Below are 20,371 nucleotides of genomic sequence, written 5' to 3'. Positions count from 1 at the left end.
TGTGTTGTCAGTCTTTTTTTCTTCGGCTTCTCCGATTAGCAATAAAAATCTGTAGATGATGTTCAATCCGCGATGACCAGAAAAACTGCCATAATAACAATAATATCGGTAGCACCAGCATTGATAAAAGTCCAATTCTTAAAACTGTTAAGAAATCATTCCAAAACCCAATAAAACCAAGACCAGTATCTGTAGGATTTTGCTCATACCAAACATTTATTTTACTTTGTTGATTGCTTGGAGCCACAGTTGTACCTGCAAGAACTGTTACCGGTACAGTCGTTGTCACACCTTGTTCAGTTCCAAAGCTGATTAAATACTTTCCTGCTTCATCTTTTACTTGTTGTTTATCAGCAACATAAACCATAAGTTCTTCAGCCGTATCTGTACGCCAGGCGTGTGCATCAGTTAATCGAATCCAATCTTCGTCAGTCATTTTTTTAACTACACCTTCACTGAGTGTTATTGCATTAGCATCAATCGCAATTTTATTTTCTATCACCGTGTATGGGCCATCAACAGTTACCCGAATTTGTTTCTCAATTATCTTTCCCTCTTCACGATAACGAATGGTTACCGGATAAGTTCCGGTTCGATAATCTTCTTTTTGCAGTTCAAACACTTCACTCTGCAAAGCCTCTTCTGGTGACTCATAAATTGTTGGTGTAAGTCCAAAGACACTGTAAAAACTCATAACTAAACCCATTACAATACAAGATATAAAGTTACTCATCTTCTTGCCCCCAATTAAGTGGCAATATTATCTTCAATAATACTCCATTTTCTACTGGCATGAATTGGCAAGAACCATTATATTGCTGTACCATGCTCTTAATTGTATACATACCAATGCCACTGCCAAAATGGATATCATCATCACTCATATGATAAAACAAATCAAAAACATGATTAAAATCTATCAATGAAGTATTTTGCTTATCATTGTATGCCGCAATCACTAATTGATGATCAATCTCATCAAAAGATAATATAAACTCACCACCAGTATCAGCATATTGACAAGCATTCGAAATTATATTATGCAGTATCTGCTTTAATTCAATCGGCCGAAAATTCCCAAATAAATGTTCCGGTGCATCAATCGCAACCGATAATTGACGCTCTTCAAACATCGTCGTAAAAAGTTCAAGGATACCTTTGGCAACTTTAACAACATCAATGCGTTGCACATGATCATTAAAGCCTGTTTCTTCATTCATGATTTGTAAAACATCATTCACTTGACCCATTAAACGAATTTCCAGATTTTCTAAATCAGTTAAAATCTTTTGTGCTTCAGGATTATCTGCCAAATATTTATTTAATCGCTCCGCCTGAATCATTGCAACATTGATCGGCGTCTTTAAATCATGAACAATAGCGCTTGCCATACGTTTTTGATAAATATTTTTTTCTTCTTGCTTCTGTAAACTGCGCTCCAAACTCGAGTAGTTATCATTAACAAGCTGCATCTTCTCCTGTAAATCATCACTGAATTCACTGAGTTCTGCAGACAGATTATCATATTCAACCTGATTGCTCTTGCTGCTTACTTCAGCTAAACGATAATCCTTTAAATTCAGAATGTTAGTTTGTAACCGCCGAATTGGCATAATTAACTTACGAAACATAATTATAATCAGTACTGTCATAATTAGACTTAATATGGTTACACCAAAAACAATAACACTCATTGTAAGTTCAAAAAAATATTGTGGTGCCATTTTATAAATTGCTAACCATATTTGATAATCATCAGTACCATTATTTACTTCATATACCGAATAATAATTAAGCAAATTATTATCCGCAATAATTTTCAACTCAGAAAAATCAGTCTCAACAACAGTTGAAAACACAACCATTTCGCCATCTTTCACTACAATATCAAAGTCAGCACTCCCTTTAAGCTGCCGCAATTCTCCGGCTACATCATCACCGGTTTGTAAAATCATATTGATTCGTTCTTTTGTATCATCAATATATTGTTGCTCACTACGCTGATAAAGCATTGGAATATTAAAAATTAAAACTGCTAATCCAATAACAATTACAATATAAAAAACAACTATCAAATAAAACGCTGTCCGCCATAGTTGCTTTTTATTCCGCCCATTCATAACCAACACCTCTTATTGAATGGACACAAGTCAATTGTAATTTATTACGCAACTTCTTAATATGAGTATCAACATTCCTCAAATCCATTGCTAATTCATTTACTTGCCACACCTTACGAACAATCTGCTCTCGACTCAGCACCTTTTGTTTATTCTTCATTAAATAAACCAATAACTCAAATTCCATGGCTGTCAGACCAACTGCTTCATCATGTTTTGTAACCTTGCGCGCCAGTAAGTCAACCCTAATATGCTGTCCTTTACTCTCCAACAAACTATCTTTCTTATAAAACTTGCTTTTATGCAAAGCACGATCAATTCTTGTTAGCAATACTCGTATCGAAACCGGCTTTTTGATAAAATCTACTGCGTTTAACTCTAACCCGCGAACTTCATCATCTTCATCATTTGAGGCACTCAACAGAATCACCTTAACCTGAGCATCAAACTTCTGTAGAACCGATAAAAGCGTTATCCCGTCAACGCCCTCCATCTTAACATCACTTATAACAAGATCATAAACATTTTGCTTAAACAGCTGCAGTCCCTCGGCAGCATTATTAGCAACATCAACATTATATTCTTCGAAACGCAACACCTCAGCAATAACACTCTGAAACTGCAAATCATCTTCGATAAACAATATTTTTTTCATCGTGACCCCCCTCACAATCTATTTTCGATTTCTTATTTTACCATAGATTTGTGTATTTTTACAAACCTTTTCCAAATAAACACATAAAAAACATATGTGAATTTGATGAAAAACACAAAAAAAGAACTTCACTTTTCATGTCAGTGAAGTTCTTTTCCCTTCCAGTTCCACCACTTTAATAACTCCGGATCTGGGTGTTTGGTACGAGCAAAATAGATTGCACATCTAAACGTATATAACACGCAAGGGTCTGCCGGAAAACCTTTCATCAACTCATACCGTTCATATAAATCCTGCGGATCACATTTAACTAAGTCAGTCACCTGTTCAATACCGATAGCATACAAATCCACAGCAAGCGTTTTACCGATGCCGGGAATCTGTTGCAAAGCTTTCAACTTAGCGTTCATCAATCGTCCAGCCCCTCTCATGATCAAGCAGCCAAATCTTGGTGGCAATTCCGCCACCAAAACCAACCATCTTGCCATCTTTGCCGATGACCCGGTGGCACGGCACAATAATTGCTATCGGATTTTTGTTATTAGCACCGCCAACCGCACGCACCGCTTTTTCATTGCCAACGGCAATAGCAATATCTTTGTACGATGCTGTCTGCCCATAAGGAATTTCTGCCAGCGCATGCCAAACCTGCTGTTGAAACTCAGTTCCGCTAGTAAAATTATACGGCACCTCAAACCGTTGCCGGGTACCGGCAAAATACTCATCAAGCTCGCGAATTGCTTGCTCCAAATATTTCGAACTCGTCATTGTCTCCTCCCCTGCTTCATCAACAAAATCCAAACGGAAAATTCCCTGCTCATTAGCCGCTAAACGCAACCATCCAAATGGAGCCTGATAATATCTAACTGCTTCCATATTTTTTTCTCCTCACTGAAATTAAAAAAAGCCGGTCGGCTCGACCGGCTTTTTTGTCCTTATTTTACAATTAAAACGTCACACGGCGCATTATTCACCACGTGCTGGGCAACTGAACCAACCATAAAGCGTTCGAAAGTTTTCTTCGTAGTTGCACCCAGAACAATAACTGCATCTTCATGTTTATCAACAGTATCAATCAATAATTGTTTCGGGTCATCAAAATCAACGATAACAACTGCTTTAGCAACCCCGGCACGACTTGCCTGCTCTGCCAAATCATTCGCTAATTCTTTGCGCGCATCCAATGCTTGATACGATGCGTCACTTGAGTCAGTTACCAACGGGGTAATTCCTACATCCATAGTTGTGTACATAAAGTCCGAATCTGAAACAAATTGTAATGCTGAAACAATATATAATGTGGCATCACTTTCACGAGCAATACGAATTGCTTTTTGAAATGCTTTGTCTGCCTGATCTGAGCCATCAATACCAACGATTACATGTTTATACATATTTTTCATAGTAAGGACCTCCATTCTATATCTCTACCTTTATTTTATCCTACTTTGAACAATTTAACAAATGATAAAACATTATTTTTTATTGTCTTACTAACCCAAGAGCGTTTCTCAACGCTCTTTAGATTGCATCATTTAGCCGCGCAATAACTTGCTCGCGTCCAAGCAATTCAAGAGTTTGCGGTAACTCAGGACCATGCATTTGTCCGGTTGTCGCAATACGAATTGGCATAAACAGGAATTTCCCTTTAACACCAAGTTCTTTGCCGGTAGCTTGCATTGCCGCTTTTATCTCAGCAAAAGTAAATTCCGGTAAAGCTGCCAACTTCTCCGCGAATAATGCTAAAGTTGCATCAATACCTTCTTGTGCTAAAAATTCTTTTTCTTCATTGCCAAGTTCAATCTTATCTTTAAAGAATAAACTTGAAAGTGGCACAATCTCAGCACCATAAGACATTTGGTCATGATATAAAGCGATTAATGCTTCAATCCAAGCTTGGTTATGTTTGCCTAAATCATATGCTTTCGCTAAATGCGGTTGCGCAAGCGCTACAATTGTTTCCAAAGGAGCTGCTTTTACATAACGATTATTAATCCATGCTAATTTGTCGCGATCAAACATGGCCGGCGAGCTGGTAAGGCGAGCCGGATCAAATATTTCAATGAACTGTTCTTTGGTGAAAATCTCTTCTTCCCCGCCTGGCGACCAACCGAGCAAAGTAATGAAGTTAAACATCGCTTCAGGCAGATAACCTAAATCACGATATTGCTCAATAAACTGAATAACTGCTTCATCACGTTTTGATAACTTCTTACGATTCTCATTAACAATTACCGACATATGACCAAAAGTTGGTTCTTCAAAACCAAATGCTTGATACACCATTAATTGTCGCGGTGTGTTTGAAATATGTTCTTCACCACGAAGCACATGACTGATTTCCATTAACGAATCATCAATAACACAAGCATAATTATAAGTCGGAATACCATTTTGCTTAACAATAACCCAGTCGCCAATATCCTTTGACTCCATTTTTATTGTGCCACGCACCATATCATTCCAGCTATATTCAACATCTGTTGGCACTTTAAAGCGCACTGAATACGCACGCCCCTCGGCTTCGTATTCAGCAATTTGCTCCGCCGTCAAATTCCGGCAATGGCCACTATAACGAGTCGACGGATAGCCCGCTTGCATCTGCCGCTCACGCTCAGCCGCAAGCTCCTCTTCGGTACAAAAACACTTGTAAGCATGACCATCAGCAATCAATTGCTCAGTATGTTTAGTATAAATATCAAGACGCTCCAATTGGCGGTACGGTCCATAGTTGCCACCAACATCCGGCCCCTCATTCCATTCAATGCCTAACCAATGCAAAAACTCTGCCTGGCTCTCCTCACCGCCCTCAACATTACGGGCAATATCAGTATCTTCAATCCGCAAAACCATGTCGCCATCAAAATGACGAGCAAATAAATACACATACAAAGCGGTACGCGCATTTCCGATATGTAAATTCCCGGTTGGACTCGGCGCGTAACGAACTCGAACTCGTTTCATCAAAATTCTCCTCTAACAATAATTTGCACCTCTAATTATACTCTTTTTGAGAAAAAAAGAAAAGGCAGGTCGGTCCGAACCTGCCTTTTCCTATCTCATTTCATACTCACCAATAATCTCGCCAATCTCTGCACTTGGATCTACTCGCAAAGTTCCGCTGCAATCAACAACATCAATCTTGCATTTTGGCCCAATAATAAGATCCGCTCCACTTACCTTCTTAGCTTTAACATTACTAACATTTACCTTAGTTGCTTCAATTAACTCAATCTTTGAAAACTTACGGATAATAATCCGCGAGAAGCCACCAAACTCAGAATTAATAGTCACTTCATCACCAACTATTTCAGAAGCATTAACAAATCCATTAGCGTAAATACGATCAGCCGAAATTTCACCATCGATATTAATTGTACCATCACATTCTATATCTTCTGCCTCAACCTTTGTTCCTTTCACAGAAACAACACCGCTGACATTCATCTTGCGTGCCCGAATATCACCACTCATCTCAGCAACACCGGTGCAATCAAAATCACCCGCCTCAATCATACCTTTGCCATGAAAAATACCCTCAATCGAAATTGAACGCGCTTTAATATCACCCTTGCAGGTACACAATCCTTCAATCGAAACACGGTCATATTCACCGCCTTGTGCACTACCGATACCTTCAAAGTTCAAATTATTCATACCATTCGCTCCATTCTGCGTAACAATGTTCTATTTATAAAACAATAATAACAGAACAATGTTACGCTGTCAATATTTATGTTGAAAAAAAGAAAAAAACACGGAAGCTAAACTTCCGTGTTTTTCAAATCTTCTCTAAAAATAATCTGCTTTATCTTAGCCCGGTGCTGATATATTGTATACACCAGCAAAGCATTTATTATTCCGATTGCAGTGCCAACCAGTACATCGCTCGGATAATGAACGAAAAGGTACAGCCTTGAAACCAGCATTAAGATGGCAAATCCAATAAATCCCCAGCGATATTTTTTGAAGAACTTCGCATAGATAATTGCTGCTGCAAAAGCCGATGAGGCATGACCTGATGGAAATGATTTAAAGGGATTTTCATTTACCAGCATATCATCAAATCCCAATGTAACATACGGTCTTGGTCGTGCCACAATATTTTTCAACAGTTCAACTTCTAAAGCGGTTATTGCCATACTGATAATAATCAAGATTCCAATATGACGATATTTTTTAAAAAATAACATAATAATTGCCGGTAACAACCAGATAAGCCCCTTGTCACCAAGAAATGCCATCATCATTGCCAAGTAATCCAAGACAATGTTACCACCAAATTGATGCAACCAAAGCATGAATGCTTGATCTAAGCCATCAATAAAATTAAACATTCAGGTTACTCCTTTTATGCAAATAATTCTGCCATGGCGCGAACAAATACTCCTGTTGCACCATACGGACAAAGCGCAGTATCCTTATCAACATTACCGGTACCGGCAATATCAAGATGGATCCAATCTTTCACCTCAATAAATTCACCAATGAATGCTGCTGCGATTGAAGCCCCGCCAAAACGAGTCGGACCATTCAATAAATCTGCTACCTTGCTTGAGCGCACTTGGTCAACAAACCATTGATCGGTTGGTAAACGCCATTGTTTCTCATCGGTTGCTGCCGCCGCTTTTACAAAGTCATTGTAGAAGCTATCATTATTTGAAACAACTCCGGAAATATCAGTACCCAAAGCCACTAAACATGCACCGGTTAGAGTCGCAATATCAACAATACGGGTTGCCCCTTGTTGTTGTGCATAAGTTACCGCATCAGCTAAAATCAAACGTCCTTCAGCATCAGTATTATTGACTTCGATTGTTTTTCCTGCCAACGATGTAATTACATCATCAACTTTCATAGCATAATCGCTCACCATATTTTCAGTAGATGCAATTACTGCCATAACATTTGCTTTCAATCCTAAACGAGCAATTGCTTCAATTGCACCGAGCACATTGGCAGCACCACTCATATCGTGTTTCATACCAACCATACCTGTTGGTGGTTTCAAACTATATCCGCCAGTGTCAAAAGTAATACCCTTACCAACTAATGCAGTAGGATTTTCCCAAGTTGGCAATCCTTGATACTTAATCGTAATCATTCGCGCTTCATGACGGCTGCCACGGTTTACTGCCAATAAGGCTCCGGCACCTAATTCTTTCAACTGCGAATTCGCTAATACTTCACACTCGAGGTTTAAATCTTTCGCTAATTGTTGCGCATATGTCGCAATATCAGCAGGAATCAATTTATTACTCGGCTCATTTGACAAATCACGAGCGTGATTTGTCGCCTCACCATATACTGTTCCCTTTTCAATTGCCGCACTGGCATCATCAGCAGTGAAAATTCGCACGGTCAGTTCAGCATTTTCTTTGCGATCAGCCCGGTATTTTTTGAAAACATAACGCGCCATAATATAGCTCTCAACAAAAATTTGAGCTACTGTGGTTCCAGGAATTGTTTCTGTTGCAAAACTTTCAGCATGCAACACAAAATCTTTTTCCATCATCTTAGCCAATTCGCCAAACACAGTACGTAATTTCGCTGTAGTCAACTCTTTGCGTTCACCTAAACCAACAAAATAAAGCGTCTCAAAATTCAATTTCCCTAAAGTATTAATTGGTGTAATTGCCCCGAGATCCTTACTTACGTAATCCTCCAAGTTCGCCTCTAAACGGCCTTGCAATCCTTTGCAAAGTTCTTCACCGCTAAACGTAGCACGGATTGTATTATACTCACTGGTTCCGGCACAAAATTCATAAATATTTAAAAACATTAATTCTCACATCCTTTTTAATTGTCTTAACCATTATACCACTGTTTTATTGTTTTTGCATAACCCTTTTGTAAGATTAAAAATCGGCGCTCGATATTTCAACATTATCAACTGTATAAGATTATAGCTATTATTTTCAACATAAAATTCAGACTAATTGAAAACGCTTGAAATTACAAAAAACCGGCAAAAATTGTGATAGAGCGTATCTTGACATACGTGACTGAGCAATTTTTGCCGGTTTTTATGGAATTGCGGGCGTTTCTCATTAATCTGAAGCGCCGTTTTTTACTTATGATATGGTTCATTCATATTAATTTTAAAACCACGATATATTTGTTCGATGAGGAAGACCCGCATCAGCTGATGCGGGAAAGTCATTTCCGAAAACGAAAGCAACTGATTCGCACGCTGATACACCGTATCAGCGAGACCATGCGAACCACCTATAATAAAAGCTACTTTACTTTTACCATATGTTGCTAATTGATCAAGGCTTGCTGCAAACGCTTCGCTGCTGCATTGCTTGCCTTCAATCGCAAGGGCAATAACATGCACATCGTTATTAATCTTAGCTAGAATCATGTCGCCTTCTTTTTGCTTAGCGGCGAGGATGTCGGCCTCCCGACCATTCTCGCTCACTTTTGCCTCAGCAATTTCCACAACCTGCATTTTTGCATATGCACTCATACGCTTCAGATACTCACTCATAGCCATCTGTAAATATTTTTCTTTCAGTTTGCCAACGGCGATAATCTGTATCTGCATAAACGCTCCTCTACTGCACTTGGTTTAAAGTGACCTCTGTTGATTGTTTGTTTCCATTACGGAAATACTCAACAGTTACTTTATCACCTTTTTTCTTAGTATTCAAGACCGTTTTTAATTGTGTTACCGTACCAACGTCTTTTCCATCAATTGAAGTGATAATATCACCTTTTTGTACCCCGGCACTTGCTGCCGCAGATCCCGAGTTAACCTCCGCAATATAAATACCACTGGTTACACTATCCGGAATATTCAATTGCTGACGTTGACTTGCTGATAAATCTTCAATAGCAATCCCTTGGATACCAAGATATGGACGTTCAATAGTTTGTCCGGTTTCCAATACTGAAATTGCATCAACAACCGTATTAGACGGAATCGAGAAAGCCATACCTTCAGCATATTCAGTGCTGATTTTTGCGGAGTTAATACCAATAACTTGACCAGCCATATTAATTAATGCCCCACCGCTATTACCTGGGTTGATAGCTGCATCAGTTTGTAATACAGTAATTTCGGCATTATCAGTTTCAAGAGTCCGTTCTTTTCCGGAAATAATCCCTTGCGTCACTGTACCAAAATACTCTGAACCAAGCGGGCTACCAATTGCTGCAACCGGTTCACCAAGTTTTAGCGCTTCGGAATCTCCGAAGGTTGCAACCGTTGTGACATGTTCGTTATCTATCTTCAGAACAGCCAAATCCTGAACTGAATCCGTGCCAACAACAGTTGCCTCAGATTCAGCACCACCTGCAAACACTACTTTCACTTTTTTAGCACCATCAACAACATGATTATTCGTTACAACATAAGCATCATTACCTTCTGACTTATAAACAACGCCTGAGCCGCTGCCGCTTTCCTCAAGTTCTCCTGAACTGCTATTACCACCAAACATCGTGTTTGAAGTTGCGGCATCGTAAGTAACCACTTGCACAACTGCTGACTGTACTTTTTCAACTGCAGCTGTCAAATCAGTTTCAATCTCAACCTTTCCGGAAATCGAAACACCATTACCATTCGTCGGTGTTCCTGAACCAGCATTCATAAACCCTAAAGTTCCAAAAATTAATGCCGCGCATAGAACGATTACTAACGCTCCTGACAATCCACCTAATAGTCCAAATAAGAAACTCTTACCGTTTCCTGATTTCTTCGGCGCTTGATGTGGTGGCTGCGGCGGCACATTTCCGCCACCATTGCCATTATTGCCGCTACTGCTTTTCTTGCCGGCTAAGAGCTCTTCAATACTTGGCTCTGCTTGAGTAGCACTATGTGCTTCACCAACCACACCCGGGTTCGATGCCCCACTGTTGTTAGTATCTGCCACCGGCACCTCATTATTCACCACTACCCGGCTTGGGGTAACATCAATAACAGTATCACTTACAGGAACATCTGTTGTGACATCACTGACTGTTCCATTTTTTTCAATAGTTTGTTCCTCAGTTTCCGGATTAGTATCCAGTTCATCATGATTATGTAAATGTTCAGACATTATTACATCTGCCTCCTTTATTACTATTCCTATATATTATAACACTTTTTCAAACCTGAAAATTATCGCACATTTTTACACATATAAATACCATTATTTACCACAATATAATTTCTTGTTTTTCTTAATAATACATGCATGATTGTAAAACCACCTTTTCCGCTTCACTAAAAAAACACATCTCAATATATAAAACTACACAATAAACTCACAAAAAAGAACACTTTATACAAGTGTTCTCCACATTAAACCGTAAAAATAGCAGTTCGCCGATCCTGATAAGCCACACATAATTGCTCCAGACCATTACGAACTTGCTTTTCCACTAGAATATTTTCAACTGTTTTTAGGGCGAGTTCCGCTAGATTGTTGTTTTCGCTCAAATGAGCGAGAACAACAAAACGAGTTGAAGTTGAAATGATATTGGCTAACAAGTATCCGCAACTTTCATTCGATAAATGTCCCTGATCCGACAAAATACGTTGCCGCACATGCCATGGATAAGCTGACTGCAATAAAAGCTCCGGGTCATGATTTGATTCAATAATATAACCATCAGCGCCGGCAATTTCATGCTTTACAGCTTCGCTGACATAGCCGGTATCAGTAAGATAAACTACTTTCTTATTATTAGTCTCAAACACATAACCTAATCCATCCTTAGCGTCATGTGAAATCGGAACTGTCTTAATATATAACTGATCAAGATACAAAAAATTGTGTTCCATGAAAATAACTTGACTGCTAACCGGCCGGCTCTTCACCGGAATATGGTTAAACGTCTGCTCATTGGTATAAAGCGGAATATTATATTTATCACAAAGCACTCGCAAACCAGCAATATGATCACTATGTTCATGGGTCAAAAACACCGCTTTAATCTGCTGTGCATCAATATTATGCTCGGCTAAAGCTGCCAAAAGCCGCTTTGTACTCACTCCGGCATCAATCAGATAAACATCATCACCAACGCGAACATAACTTGAATTACCGCTGCTGCCACTAAATAAAACTGCAAACTGCACTGATGTCTACCTCCAATTCTATTTCACAAAAATTTGCTGTGGCTCCGAGAACAACTCTCGAAACCACAGTCTCCAATAATTTTATTTCGTCTCAATTTTATGGCAAGTATGGACGAGGATTCACCCGCTGACCATAAACAATAACTTCAAAATGAAGGTGGTTCGCGGTACTATAACCGGTACTGCCGACATAGCCAATAACTTGACCTTGGCTTACTGCCTGACCGGCAGACACCGCCGGCATCTCAATCATATGGGCATATCGGGTCTGGAACCCTTGTCCATGGTCAATTACTACCGTATAACCAAATGATCCACCCCAACCTGATTCAACAACTGTTCCAGTGTCTGCCGCAACAATTGCATCTCCGGCATTCCCAAGGATATCCATACCCCAGTGAGCGCCACCGTAACCTTCTTCCATATAACCAAATCCAAGTCGTCCATTATATGGCCAAATCAGTTTACCGGTTCCAGCCGTATAAATTGGTCCATCATATATTGTTGAACCACCGGTTCCGCCTGAAATACTACCTGTTCCGCGTTTAACAATTTGTTTCACTGGTTCACTTAAAACAACCTTAGAAAGTTGTTCTGTTTTTACTTGTTGTCCGTTAACTGTCCGTACCAAATATTCAACAATTGCTGAACCTTTTTTACCCTCTTGCTCAATGATCTCAGTACCGGTTGCTAATGAGCTATCATCTTTATATTCTATTTCAAATGGAATATCTTCAACTAACTCTTGTTTTTCCATTTTGGTAAACTCAAGCACTTGGTCAAGCGGTGTGACATTCACTTCTGCTTCTGGGGTAATTAATGTATTTGCAGAGATACTTGGATTCAGTTCCAAAAATTCATCTACTGTCATATCATTACTCTTAGCAATTGTTGAAACCGTATCACCTGCTTGCGTTTCATACAATTTATCTGCATCCGTTTTTGCCGTCAGCAAATAATGCGTTAACTGCGTCCCGCTCAACGCTTGATTAATATCAATTGTTGCCTCTTGCAATGTGTATTCTACCCCTAATGTCATTGCGCTTTTGGCTTCATCAACAGCTAAAAGGTCATTTGGGTCAACACCCTTAACCGCCTGCATATCTTTCAAGCGATCAATCTCTGCCAATAACTCACTTCTGCTGCGCACATAAAAAGTATTACCATTACTAAGATGTACCTGATATGCCGTGCCATCTAGAGTAACCTGTTCCATTATCTCCTGGTAACTTTCTTCACTGTCTTGAGGTAATTCTGATTTAGGAATATAGTTTGGAATAATACTTACCTGCTCACCAAAATAAAGTTTACCGGTTTCACTGATATCTTGACTATGTGCTTTCCAGACATACGACTCAAAAGCATCTTTATCAGCAACAACCCCAACTTTTTTATCATTTTCATATATTTCGTAAACTTGAACTTCTGCACCTGATTGGGCTTGAAGAATATTAGTGTCTTGAATAACTAAAACACTTAAAAGCACCGCAACAATAGTTACAACCGCAACCCCTGCAAAAACAATAATTCTCTCTAAATTACTTCTGTTACTATTATCTGCCATACTATTTAATCACTCCATTCCAATATCCATCTCATATCCAATTTATGGTAAATATGGTCGTGGATTCACCCGCTCACCATAAATATGCACTTCAAAGTGTAAATGCGAACCAAAACTTAACCCTGTATCGCCCATTGCACCAATTGTTTCTCCCCTGCTCACTGACTGACCAACATTAACATAGATAGCACTTAAATGCGCATAGCGAGTTTGAATTCCATCACCATGATCAATCATCACCGAGTATCCGAAAGCACCATTCCAGCCAGCTTGTACAACCGAACCACTATCACCAGCCCAAATCGGATCACCGGTTTCACCATCAATATCAATACCATAATGCGGTCCACCATATGCCGGATCCATAAACTCATAAGTCACTATCCCAGCTGCCGGCCAAATAAAGCGACCATTTCCAGGATCTAAGTTCGGACTTCCCGGATTTAATGAAGCACTGCTTCCGGTTCCACGCAATCGAACTTCCTTGACCGGTTCAGTTACCACAACTTTTGAAAGTTGCTCAGTCTTAACTTCTTCACCATTTACCGTACGAACCAAGTATTCAACAATTGCCGAACCATTCTGTCCTTGCTGTTCAACTTTCTCTTCACCGCTACTCATTGTAGCGTCATCTTTATACTCAATTTCATAAGGAATCTCTTCGGTATAAGTTTTGGTTTCCATTTTAGTAAACTCAAGCACCTGATTCAAAGAAGTAACATTTACTTCTAATTCAGGAGTTACTAAAGTATTTTCGTTTAATCCCGGATTCAACTCTAACAACTCGACAACCGACATTTCATTTTTACCGGCAATTGTTGCTAAAGTATCCCCAGCCTTAGTATCATAAGTACTATCAGCTACTGGCTTTGATGTAAGTAAATAATGAGTCAGATCACTGCCGCTTAAAGACTCTTCAATGTTTATTGTTGTTTCTTTAAGCGTGTACTCAACACCTAAAGTCATCTTACTTTTTGCCTCAGCAACTGCTAAAGCATCATTTTGATCAACATCTTTTACCGCATGCATATCCTTGAGACGCTCAATCTCATCAAGCAACTCTTGACGACTACGCACATGGAAAGTATTACCATTACTTAAATGAACTTGGTATGCCGTACCTTCGATTGTGAGCTGATCCATAATTTCTTTATACAACCTATCGTTATCTTCAGGCAACGCTGAAACCGGCACATAATTAGTCATAATCTGCACCGAATCACCGAAATACAATTTTCCAGTTTCATTAATATTCTTGCTCTGTTCTTTCCAAACATATGCTGTGAAATTTTCTTTATCACTCACCGTACCGACTTTTTTACCGTTTTCATAAATTTCGTAAACCTTTACTTCACTGCCTGATTGAGCATGTAAAAGAGTCGTGTTTTGCAATACAAGCACACTAAAAAGAATTCCCAGAGCGACAACAATAGCTATTGCAGCAATAACTATTGCAAATTCCGTTTTCTGTTTATGTTCTTCTTTAAGTATCATGTTCCACCTCACAGGTATCTATTCCGCCGGCAAATAATTGCGCGGATTTACTTTCGTTCCATTTAATATTATCTCAAAATGCAAATGTGTTCCGGTTGAAAGTCCGGTTGAGCCCATTTGCCCAATTGTTGTTCCTTGGGTAACAATCTCACCAACATGCACCGTAATACTATCAGCAAGCATATGTGCATATCGGGTTTGGAAACCATTATTATGATCAATAACAACTGTATAACCATATGACCCGTTGTATCCAGCCTCAACAACTACGCCATTATCTGAAGCCCATATTGGTGATCCGGAATAATCATTAATATCCATCGCACCATGCCAACGATAAGAACCAAACAAATCATCATCACCAAATTCTGTTGAAACCCGGCGGCTGCCGTTAGGCCAAATAAAATTACCGGTTCCGCGATCCGGTTTCTCCATCGTTCCGCGCAAGATAATAGCTTTTGTTGGTGTTGATAAAATCGTTGACTCCTGCTTAAAACGAATAATCTGTTCTCCATTTTTGTTTTGTACTAAAAATTGAGCAAGTTCCCGTCCCGGCACTCCGGCCTGCACGACTGTATCTTCACCCTGATAACTACTATCATCATCAATGTACTCAATTTCATAAGGAATATCCATTTCTTTTTGAATAATCTGTAACATTGAAAAAGTAATCTTAGGTTCAATCGGTGCAACCGTGACATCCAGACTAGGTGTCATTAACGTCTGTTCAGTAATATCTGGATTTAAAATAAGCAACTGATTAACATCCATATTATTGCTATCAGCAACCTGACTAATCGTCTCATTAGGATTAGGATGATATGTTGATTCCTGATCAACATTAGCAATAATAACCTTCAAACAATCCTCTTTTGAAAGAATATCATTTGTGTTAGCAACTACTTTACTAAAACCAATATTCTGTTCAACTAAAACCGGATCTATTAAGCCGGCCTCAGTCTCACTAATGTTATTAGCAATTCGGTAATCTTCCTTTAACTCTGCAACCGCTTCGTTGAAAACTGAACGATCACTGACAATCAACTCATTACCACCTTCAATTGTCACCTTTATCGCATCAGCCTCTACCGGAACAACTTCTGCAAGCTCTTCATAACGTTCCATGGTATCAGCACCTAATTCATCATCAAAATCCTTAATAATATTCACATTATCCGGAAGATAAATCTTACCACCATTATTAGTAGTTGCCCCTAAATGAATCGTTGCCAGATATGTCTTAAACTCATCCACATTACGAACACTTCCCACGTAAGTATTGTCTACGTATATTTGACTAACCACTTGTGACGATGGCTTATTAACCCCCGAATCATATGCTAGAACCTGATGTTGAAAAATATATATAACCATAACAGCAGCTATACAAACGAAAGCTAATGCTATAGACTTCAAAACTAATCTTATTTTATTGCCAGTGTGCATAAAGATTAAGCACCTCCAGTAAGCTTATATTATATCAAATTAATTTTAAAAATGCAAAACCACAAAAGCAGCGTTTCTTCATCGGGGAAACGCTGCTTTTCAAGCTGAAACCCCTGGCTGCAAAAGCAGCCAGAGGTTTCAATTTCTATACACTCGGCGGTACATAACCATCGGTAATTTGCGTCAAATCTTCAAAACGGTTGAACTCTTTTATAAAGGCAAGTTCAACACTGCCAACCGGTCCATTCCGCTGTTTACCAATAATGATTTCAATAATATTATCCTTCTCCGAATCACGATCATAATAATCTTCACGGTATAAGAAAGCAACAATATCAGCATCCTGCTCAATACTTCCCGACTCACGAATATCCGACATAATCGGCTTCTTCTCTTGCCGGGACTCAACTGCCCGCGATAACTGACTCAAGGCAATTACCGGCACTTCCAATTCCCGCGCCAATGCCTTCAAAGAGCGCGAAATATAACTAACTTCCTCCTGCCGACTATTTCCCGGCACATGCGCGTGAATCAACTGCAAGTAGTCAATAATAATTAAATCCAGACCCTTCTCGTTTTTCAAACGCCGGGTCTTCGAACGAATCTCCTGAATCGTAAGCCCTGGCGTATCATCAATAAATACATTAGTCTTTCCAAGAATACTTGTTCCAATTGACAACTTACTCCAGTCCTGATTCGTCAATTGCCCGTTCCGAAGCTTCTCAGCTTCTACTCGGGCCTCGGCTGAAAGCATACGCATAACCAACTGCTGAGCACTCATCTCTAAACTGAAAATTGCCACACTGGCGCCATCATTATGCAAAGCAACATTCCGGGCAATATTCAAGGCAAATGCGGTTTTCCCCATCGAAGGACGGGCACCAACAATGATCAAGTCACCACGTTGCAAACCAGCAGTCATCTTATCCAAATCACGAAAAGCTGTCTTCAAACCGGTAACACTACCGGCATTTGCTTTCAAACTTTCAATATAATCAATAGTCTGATTCAATACCTTATCAATTCGTTCAAACTGTCCCATTCGCCGGTTATTGGCAACCTGTAAAATTTTTTGTTCAGCTTGCTGCAACAGTTCCTCAATATCTTCACTTTCAGTCAATGCGCCCTTATTGATTGCCATCGTTGCTTCTATCAATTGACGACGCAAGCCTTCCTTCTCAACAATGTTGATATAATACTCAACATTGGCCGCAGTAGGCACACTGTTAATCAATTCATACAAGTAACTCACGCCACCTGCCTTGTCAAGCTCGCCGCGCTCCTTTAAGGCTGCACTAACTGTTGTAATATCAATTGGCGTACCATCAAGATGAATGCCGGAAATAGTCCCAAAAATCATTTGATGACTTGGATAATAAAAGGCGAACTCAGTTAACTGTTCGCTCGCGGTGATTACCGCGTCATTACTAATAAGCATAGCCCCTAAAATAGCTTGCTCTGCTTCAATATTATGTGGAACTGAAACTCTGTTCTCCATTATTTTTCCCTCTTATTCTTCAACTAATTGTACGCGAATACTCGTATTCACATCTTTATGCAAACCGATTGGCACCTCAGTAATACCTAAAGTATTAATAGCATGGTCAAGTTGCAACTTACGACGATCAATTTTTATATTATGCTTTTTTTGTAATTGCTCAACAATCTGTTTCGAAGAAACTGATCCAAAAACTTTTCCGCCGCTTCCAGCTTTTACCGGAAATTGCAATGTAAGCTTCTCTAACTGCTTAGCAACAGCCTTTAATTCCGCAACCAAATCCGCTTCTTCTTGAGCCTTACGGTCATTATTGCGTTCAAGCTGCTTTAAATTGGCTGCTGTCGCCTCAACTGCATACCCGCCTTTAATCAAAAAGTTTTGAGCATACCCATCGGCAACATTTTTCACTTCGCCAGCCTTACCTTTTCCTTTTACATCTTTTAAAAAAATAACCTTCATTGTTGTTCACCTCGTCTATTCTTCTATAATTGTTTTAATTTGTTTAATTACTTCATCTATATTAGTATCTTTGATCTGTGCGGCAGCATTATTAAAATGGCCGCCTCCACCTAATTTTTCCATAATAATCTGAACATTATCACTACCTATTGAACGTGCGCTGACACCAACAGTGCCATCATCAAGCTCACCAACTGCAAAGGCCATCTGGACACCTTGAAAACTCAGCATGCGGTCAGCCACTTCCGCTAAGAATTGGCGAGTATAATTATCCTTCTCTCGACAAGGAGCAATTGCGATATGATTATGGAAGATAATTGCCTGCTCAATAATTCGATATTTCTCAAAGAAACTGTCGAATTGTTCTTTAAAAATATTTTGCACCCAAACACCATCAGCACCATAAGTCCGTAATAACGATGCGGCATCAAAAGTTCTGGCACTTGTACGAACAATAAAGTTCTGCGTATCTAAAACAATCCCTGCAAACAATAACGTTGCCGTAGAATTTCGCAGATTAATATGCATTGGCTGATAAGAAATAAGTTCCGTCACCAATTCACCAGCCGACGATGCATATGGTTCAATATAAGTAACCAATGTTTTTTCAATTGTTTCCGCGCCACGACGGTGGTGGTCAATAACAATTGTCGGATAAGATAAAATTCTATCGAATTCTACCAATGCCGGAGTATTCACATCAACAACAATAACTAAAGTATTATCATTATTATAGTTTCGGAAGTCCAAGTCTACCGGAGCAATAAAAATATCGCTATGGTCACTCAATAGCTCTTTGCATTGTTGAACCGTATCTTCACTCCAAGTTTCAAAGTCAATAACAATTTTCGCCTTCTTCTTATGGGCCTCAACAATTTCCAACACACCCATAGATGCTCCCAGCGAATCCAAATCACCATAGCGATGCCCCATGATTAACACATGCTCTGCTTGTTCAATAAACGCATGCAAAGTGTTCGCCATCGCCCGAGCACGTGCTCGAGAACGGCGTTCAATAGTATTTGTTTTTCCGCCAATAAATTGGACATTGTTTTTCTCATCTTTAACAACCGCCTGGTCACCACCACGACTTTGCGCAAGTTCCAAAGCCTCCAAAGCCTGACGAGACAAATCAACATAACGCGCATCACCGTTACCAAAACCAATACTAACGGTTGTTTGCGCAGCAAACTCCTTACCAATCTCCCGCACCCGGTCAAGAATACTCATCTTATCATCAAGAATTGTTGCTAATGTTTCTTGGTCTCCAACAATAATCCAGCGATATGACGAATAGCGCCGCAAATAAATGTTAAACTGCTGTCCCCAAACCGAAATAGCTCGTTGAATATGTGAGTAAATATCAATACCCAAACGATCTTCCATTGACGATAAAGTATCATAGTTATCAATGAAAATATAACCAATAACAGTTTTTTCATTTTCATAATGAGTTCTCAATTCATACTCTTCTGTAACATTAATTAAGTATATAATATGCTTTTGTACATTATGTAAAACCTTAAATACTTTTGTTCCAACCGGTACTTGCTCAAAAGTAAGCCAACCATCATTGTTATCCTCAGATTGTTGTAAATTAACATGAGGAAATACTTCACTTAAGGTGCGATCAACAATAACCTCACCTAGTAAATCATTTAGTTGATTATTAGTCCAACTAATCTTCTTAAGCTCATCATAGGCAAGAACACCAATATTCATCTCATTAATAAATTCAAATGAAGTGTTATCAATATCTGCAGCAAGTCCTTTCACATACTCCTCATAGCGGCGTTCCACTATATGCATAAAGAAAAAGCTGACTCCGATTGTTGCAATCAGCAAAACAAAAAATACAATAGCCAGCAATCCTAAATATGATTTTAAAAAGCCTAGTGGCTCGTCAAAAGGATTTCCTGAGGTTGAAAACAACAAAATAATCAGTGGCAATACAACACCGATTATCGCAATGATAATATATCCAATACGTCTTATATTTTTGATTCGTTGTGGTGTGTATCTTTTCATCCCGCATTGCCTCCTTTTTGAGTTACCCCTTAAT

Annotated in this window: 19 protein-coding genes; all 19 read right to left on the bottom strand. The window is 39.2% G+C overall.

Going from position 1 to position 20,371, the window contains the following annotated elements; all coding sequences use genetic code 11:
• Positions 1 to 7: 7 nt before the first annotated feature.
• The 19 genes from FEZ08_RS02300 to FEZ08_RS02210 all read right to left on the bottom strand — a co-directional run bounded on the left by FEZ08_RS02300 (position 8) and on the right by FEZ08_RS02210 (position 20,337).
• Positions 8 to 733 (bottom strand): hypothetical protein, encoded by a 726-nt coding sequence (locus tag FEZ08_RS02300; RefSeq protein WP_138190083.1) that lies wholly within the window; start codon positions 731 to 733, stop codon positions 8 to 10.
• On the bottom strand, positions 726 to 2,120 hold the full coding sequence (locus FEZ08_RS02295) for a sensor histidine kinase (protein WP_138190082.1): 1,395 nt from the start codon (positions 2,118 to 2,120) through the stop codon (positions 726 to 728). Before FEZ08_RS02295 ends, FEZ08_RS02300 begins: the two co-directional genes overlap by 8 nt.
• Positions 2,104 to 2,775: a response regulator transcription factor gene (locus FEZ08_RS02290; protein WP_138190081.1), complete on the bottom strand. Its 672-nt coding sequence runs from the start codon at positions 2,773 to 2,775 to the stop codon at positions 2,104 to 2,106. Before FEZ08_RS02290 ends, FEZ08_RS02295 begins: the two co-directional genes overlap by 17 nt.
• A 140-nt stretch (positions 2,776 to 2,915) precedes the next feature.
• Positions 2,916 to 3,185 (bottom strand): helix-hairpin-helix domain-containing protein, encoded by a 270-nt coding sequence (locus FEZ08_RS02285; RefSeq protein WP_138190080.1) that lies wholly within the window; start codon positions 3,183 to 3,185, stop codon positions 2,916 to 2,918.
• Positions 3,175 to 3,651 carry a methylated-DNA--[protein]-cysteine S-methyltransferase gene (locus FEZ08_RS02280; protein WP_138190079.1) on the bottom strand — a complete coding sequence of 159 codons (477 nt, stop codon included), beginning with the start codon at positions 3,649 to 3,651 and terminating at the stop codon, positions 3,175 to 3,177. The genes FEZ08_RS02285 and FEZ08_RS02280 overlap by 11 nt, the downstream gene beginning before the upstream one ends.
• A gap of 59 nt (positions 3,652 to 3,710) precedes the next feature.
• Positions 3,711 to 4,178, bottom strand: coding sequence for a universal stress protein (locus FEZ08_RS02275; protein ID WP_171014887.1), 468 nt, complete (start codon positions 4,176 to 4,178; stop codon positions 3,711 to 3,713).
• Positions 4,179 to 4,296: 118 nt separating this feature from the next.
• On the bottom strand, positions 4,297 to 5,742 hold the full coding sequence (gene gltX / locus FEZ08_RS02270) for a glutamate--tRNA ligase (protein ID WP_138190077.1): 1,446 nt from the start codon (positions 5,740 to 5,742) through the stop codon (positions 4,297 to 4,299).
• A gap of 87 nt (positions 5,743 to 5,829) precedes the next feature.
• Complete coding sequence (locus FEZ08_RS02265; protein WP_138190076.1) at positions 5,830 to 6,432, bottom strand: hypothetical protein; 603 nt, start codon at positions 6,430 to 6,432, stop codon at positions 5,830 to 5,832.
• Between the two features lie 107 nt (positions 6,433 to 6,539).
• Positions 6,540 to 7,112 (bottom strand): phosphatase PAP2 family protein, encoded by a 573-nt coding sequence (locus tag FEZ08_RS02260; protein WP_138190075.1) that lies wholly within the window; start codon positions 7,110 to 7,112, stop codon positions 6,540 to 6,542.
• A gap of 14 nt (positions 7,113 to 7,126) precedes the next feature.
• A complete protein-coding gene (locus tag FEZ08_RS02255) occupies positions 7,127 to 8,557 on the bottom strand; it encodes a leucyl aminopeptidase (protein ID WP_138190074.1) in 1,431 nt (476 codons plus the stop codon).
• A 288-nt stretch (positions 8,558 to 8,845) separates the two neighbouring features.
• Positions 8,846 to 9,325: a 23S rRNA (pseudouridine(1915)-N(3))-methyltransferase RlmH gene (gene rlmH, locus FEZ08_RS02250; RefSeq protein ID WP_138190073.1), complete on the bottom strand. Its 480-nt coding sequence runs from the start codon at positions 9,323 to 9,325 to the stop codon at positions 8,846 to 8,848.
• A gap of 10 nt (positions 9,326 to 9,335) precedes the next feature.
• Positions 9,336 to 10,823: a S1C family serine protease gene (locus FEZ08_RS02245; RefSeq protein ID WP_138190072.1), complete on the bottom strand. Its 1,488-nt coding sequence runs from the start codon at positions 10,821 to 10,823 to the stop codon at positions 9,336 to 9,338.
• 245 nt (positions 10,824 to 11,068) lie between these two features.
• Positions 11,069 to 11,848 carry an MBL fold metallo-hydrolase gene (locus FEZ08_RS02240; RefSeq protein ID WP_138190071.1) on the bottom strand — a complete coding sequence of 260 codons (780 nt, stop codon included), beginning with the start codon at positions 11,846 to 11,848 and terminating at the stop codon, positions 11,069 to 11,071.
• 97 nt (positions 11,849 to 11,945) lie between these two features.
• Positions 11,946 to 13,412, bottom strand: coding sequence for a peptidoglycan DD-metalloendopeptidase family protein (locus tag FEZ08_RS02235; RefSeq protein ID WP_138190070.1), 1,467 nt, complete (start codon positions 13,410 to 13,412; stop codon positions 11,946 to 11,948).
• Positions 13,413 to 13,454: 42 nt separating this feature from the next.
• Complete coding sequence (locus FEZ08_RS02230; RefSeq protein WP_138190069.1) at positions 13,455 to 14,906, bottom strand: peptidoglycan DD-metalloendopeptidase family protein; 1,452 nt, start codon at positions 14,904 to 14,906, stop codon at positions 13,455 to 13,457.
• 18 nt (positions 14,907 to 14,924) lie between these two features.
• Complete coding sequence (locus FEZ08_RS02225) at positions 14,925 to 16,352, bottom strand: peptidoglycan DD-metalloendopeptidase family protein (RefSeq protein WP_138190068.1); 1,428 nt, start codon at positions 16,350 to 16,352, stop codon at positions 14,925 to 14,927.
• 145 nt (positions 16,353 to 16,497) lie between these two features.
• The gene (dnaB, locus tag FEZ08_RS02220) at positions 16,498 to 17,850 is read right to left on the bottom strand and encodes a replicative DNA helicase (RefSeq protein WP_138190067.1); all 1,353 of its coding nucleotides are present in this window, start codon (positions 17,848 to 17,850) and stop codon (positions 16,498 to 16,500) included.
• Positions 17,851 to 17,862: 12 nt separating this feature from the next.
• Positions 17,863 to 18,309 carry a 50S ribosomal protein L9 gene (rplI, locus tag FEZ08_RS02215; RefSeq protein ID WP_138190066.1) on the bottom strand — a complete coding sequence of 149 codons (447 nt, stop codon included), beginning with the start codon at positions 18,307 to 18,309 and terminating at the stop codon, positions 17,863 to 17,865.
• Between the two features lie 15 nt (positions 18,310 to 18,324).
• Positions 18,325 to 20,337, bottom strand: a complete 2,013-nt coding sequence (locus FEZ08_RS02210; protein WP_138190065.1) for a GGDEF domain-containing protein — start codon at positions 20,335 to 20,337, stop codon at positions 18,325 to 18,327.
• Positions 20,338 to 20,371: the final 34 nt, after the last annotated feature.

The organism is Culicoidibacter larvae (assembly GCF_005771635.1).
GTDB classification, from domain to species: Bacteria; Bacillota_I; Bacilli_A; order Culicoidibacterales; family Culicoidibacteraceae; genus Culicoidibacter; species Culicoidibacter larvae.
The sequence above is the reverse complement of the archived record's forward strand: the minus strand, read 5'-3'. Positions and strand labels throughout refer to the sequence as shown.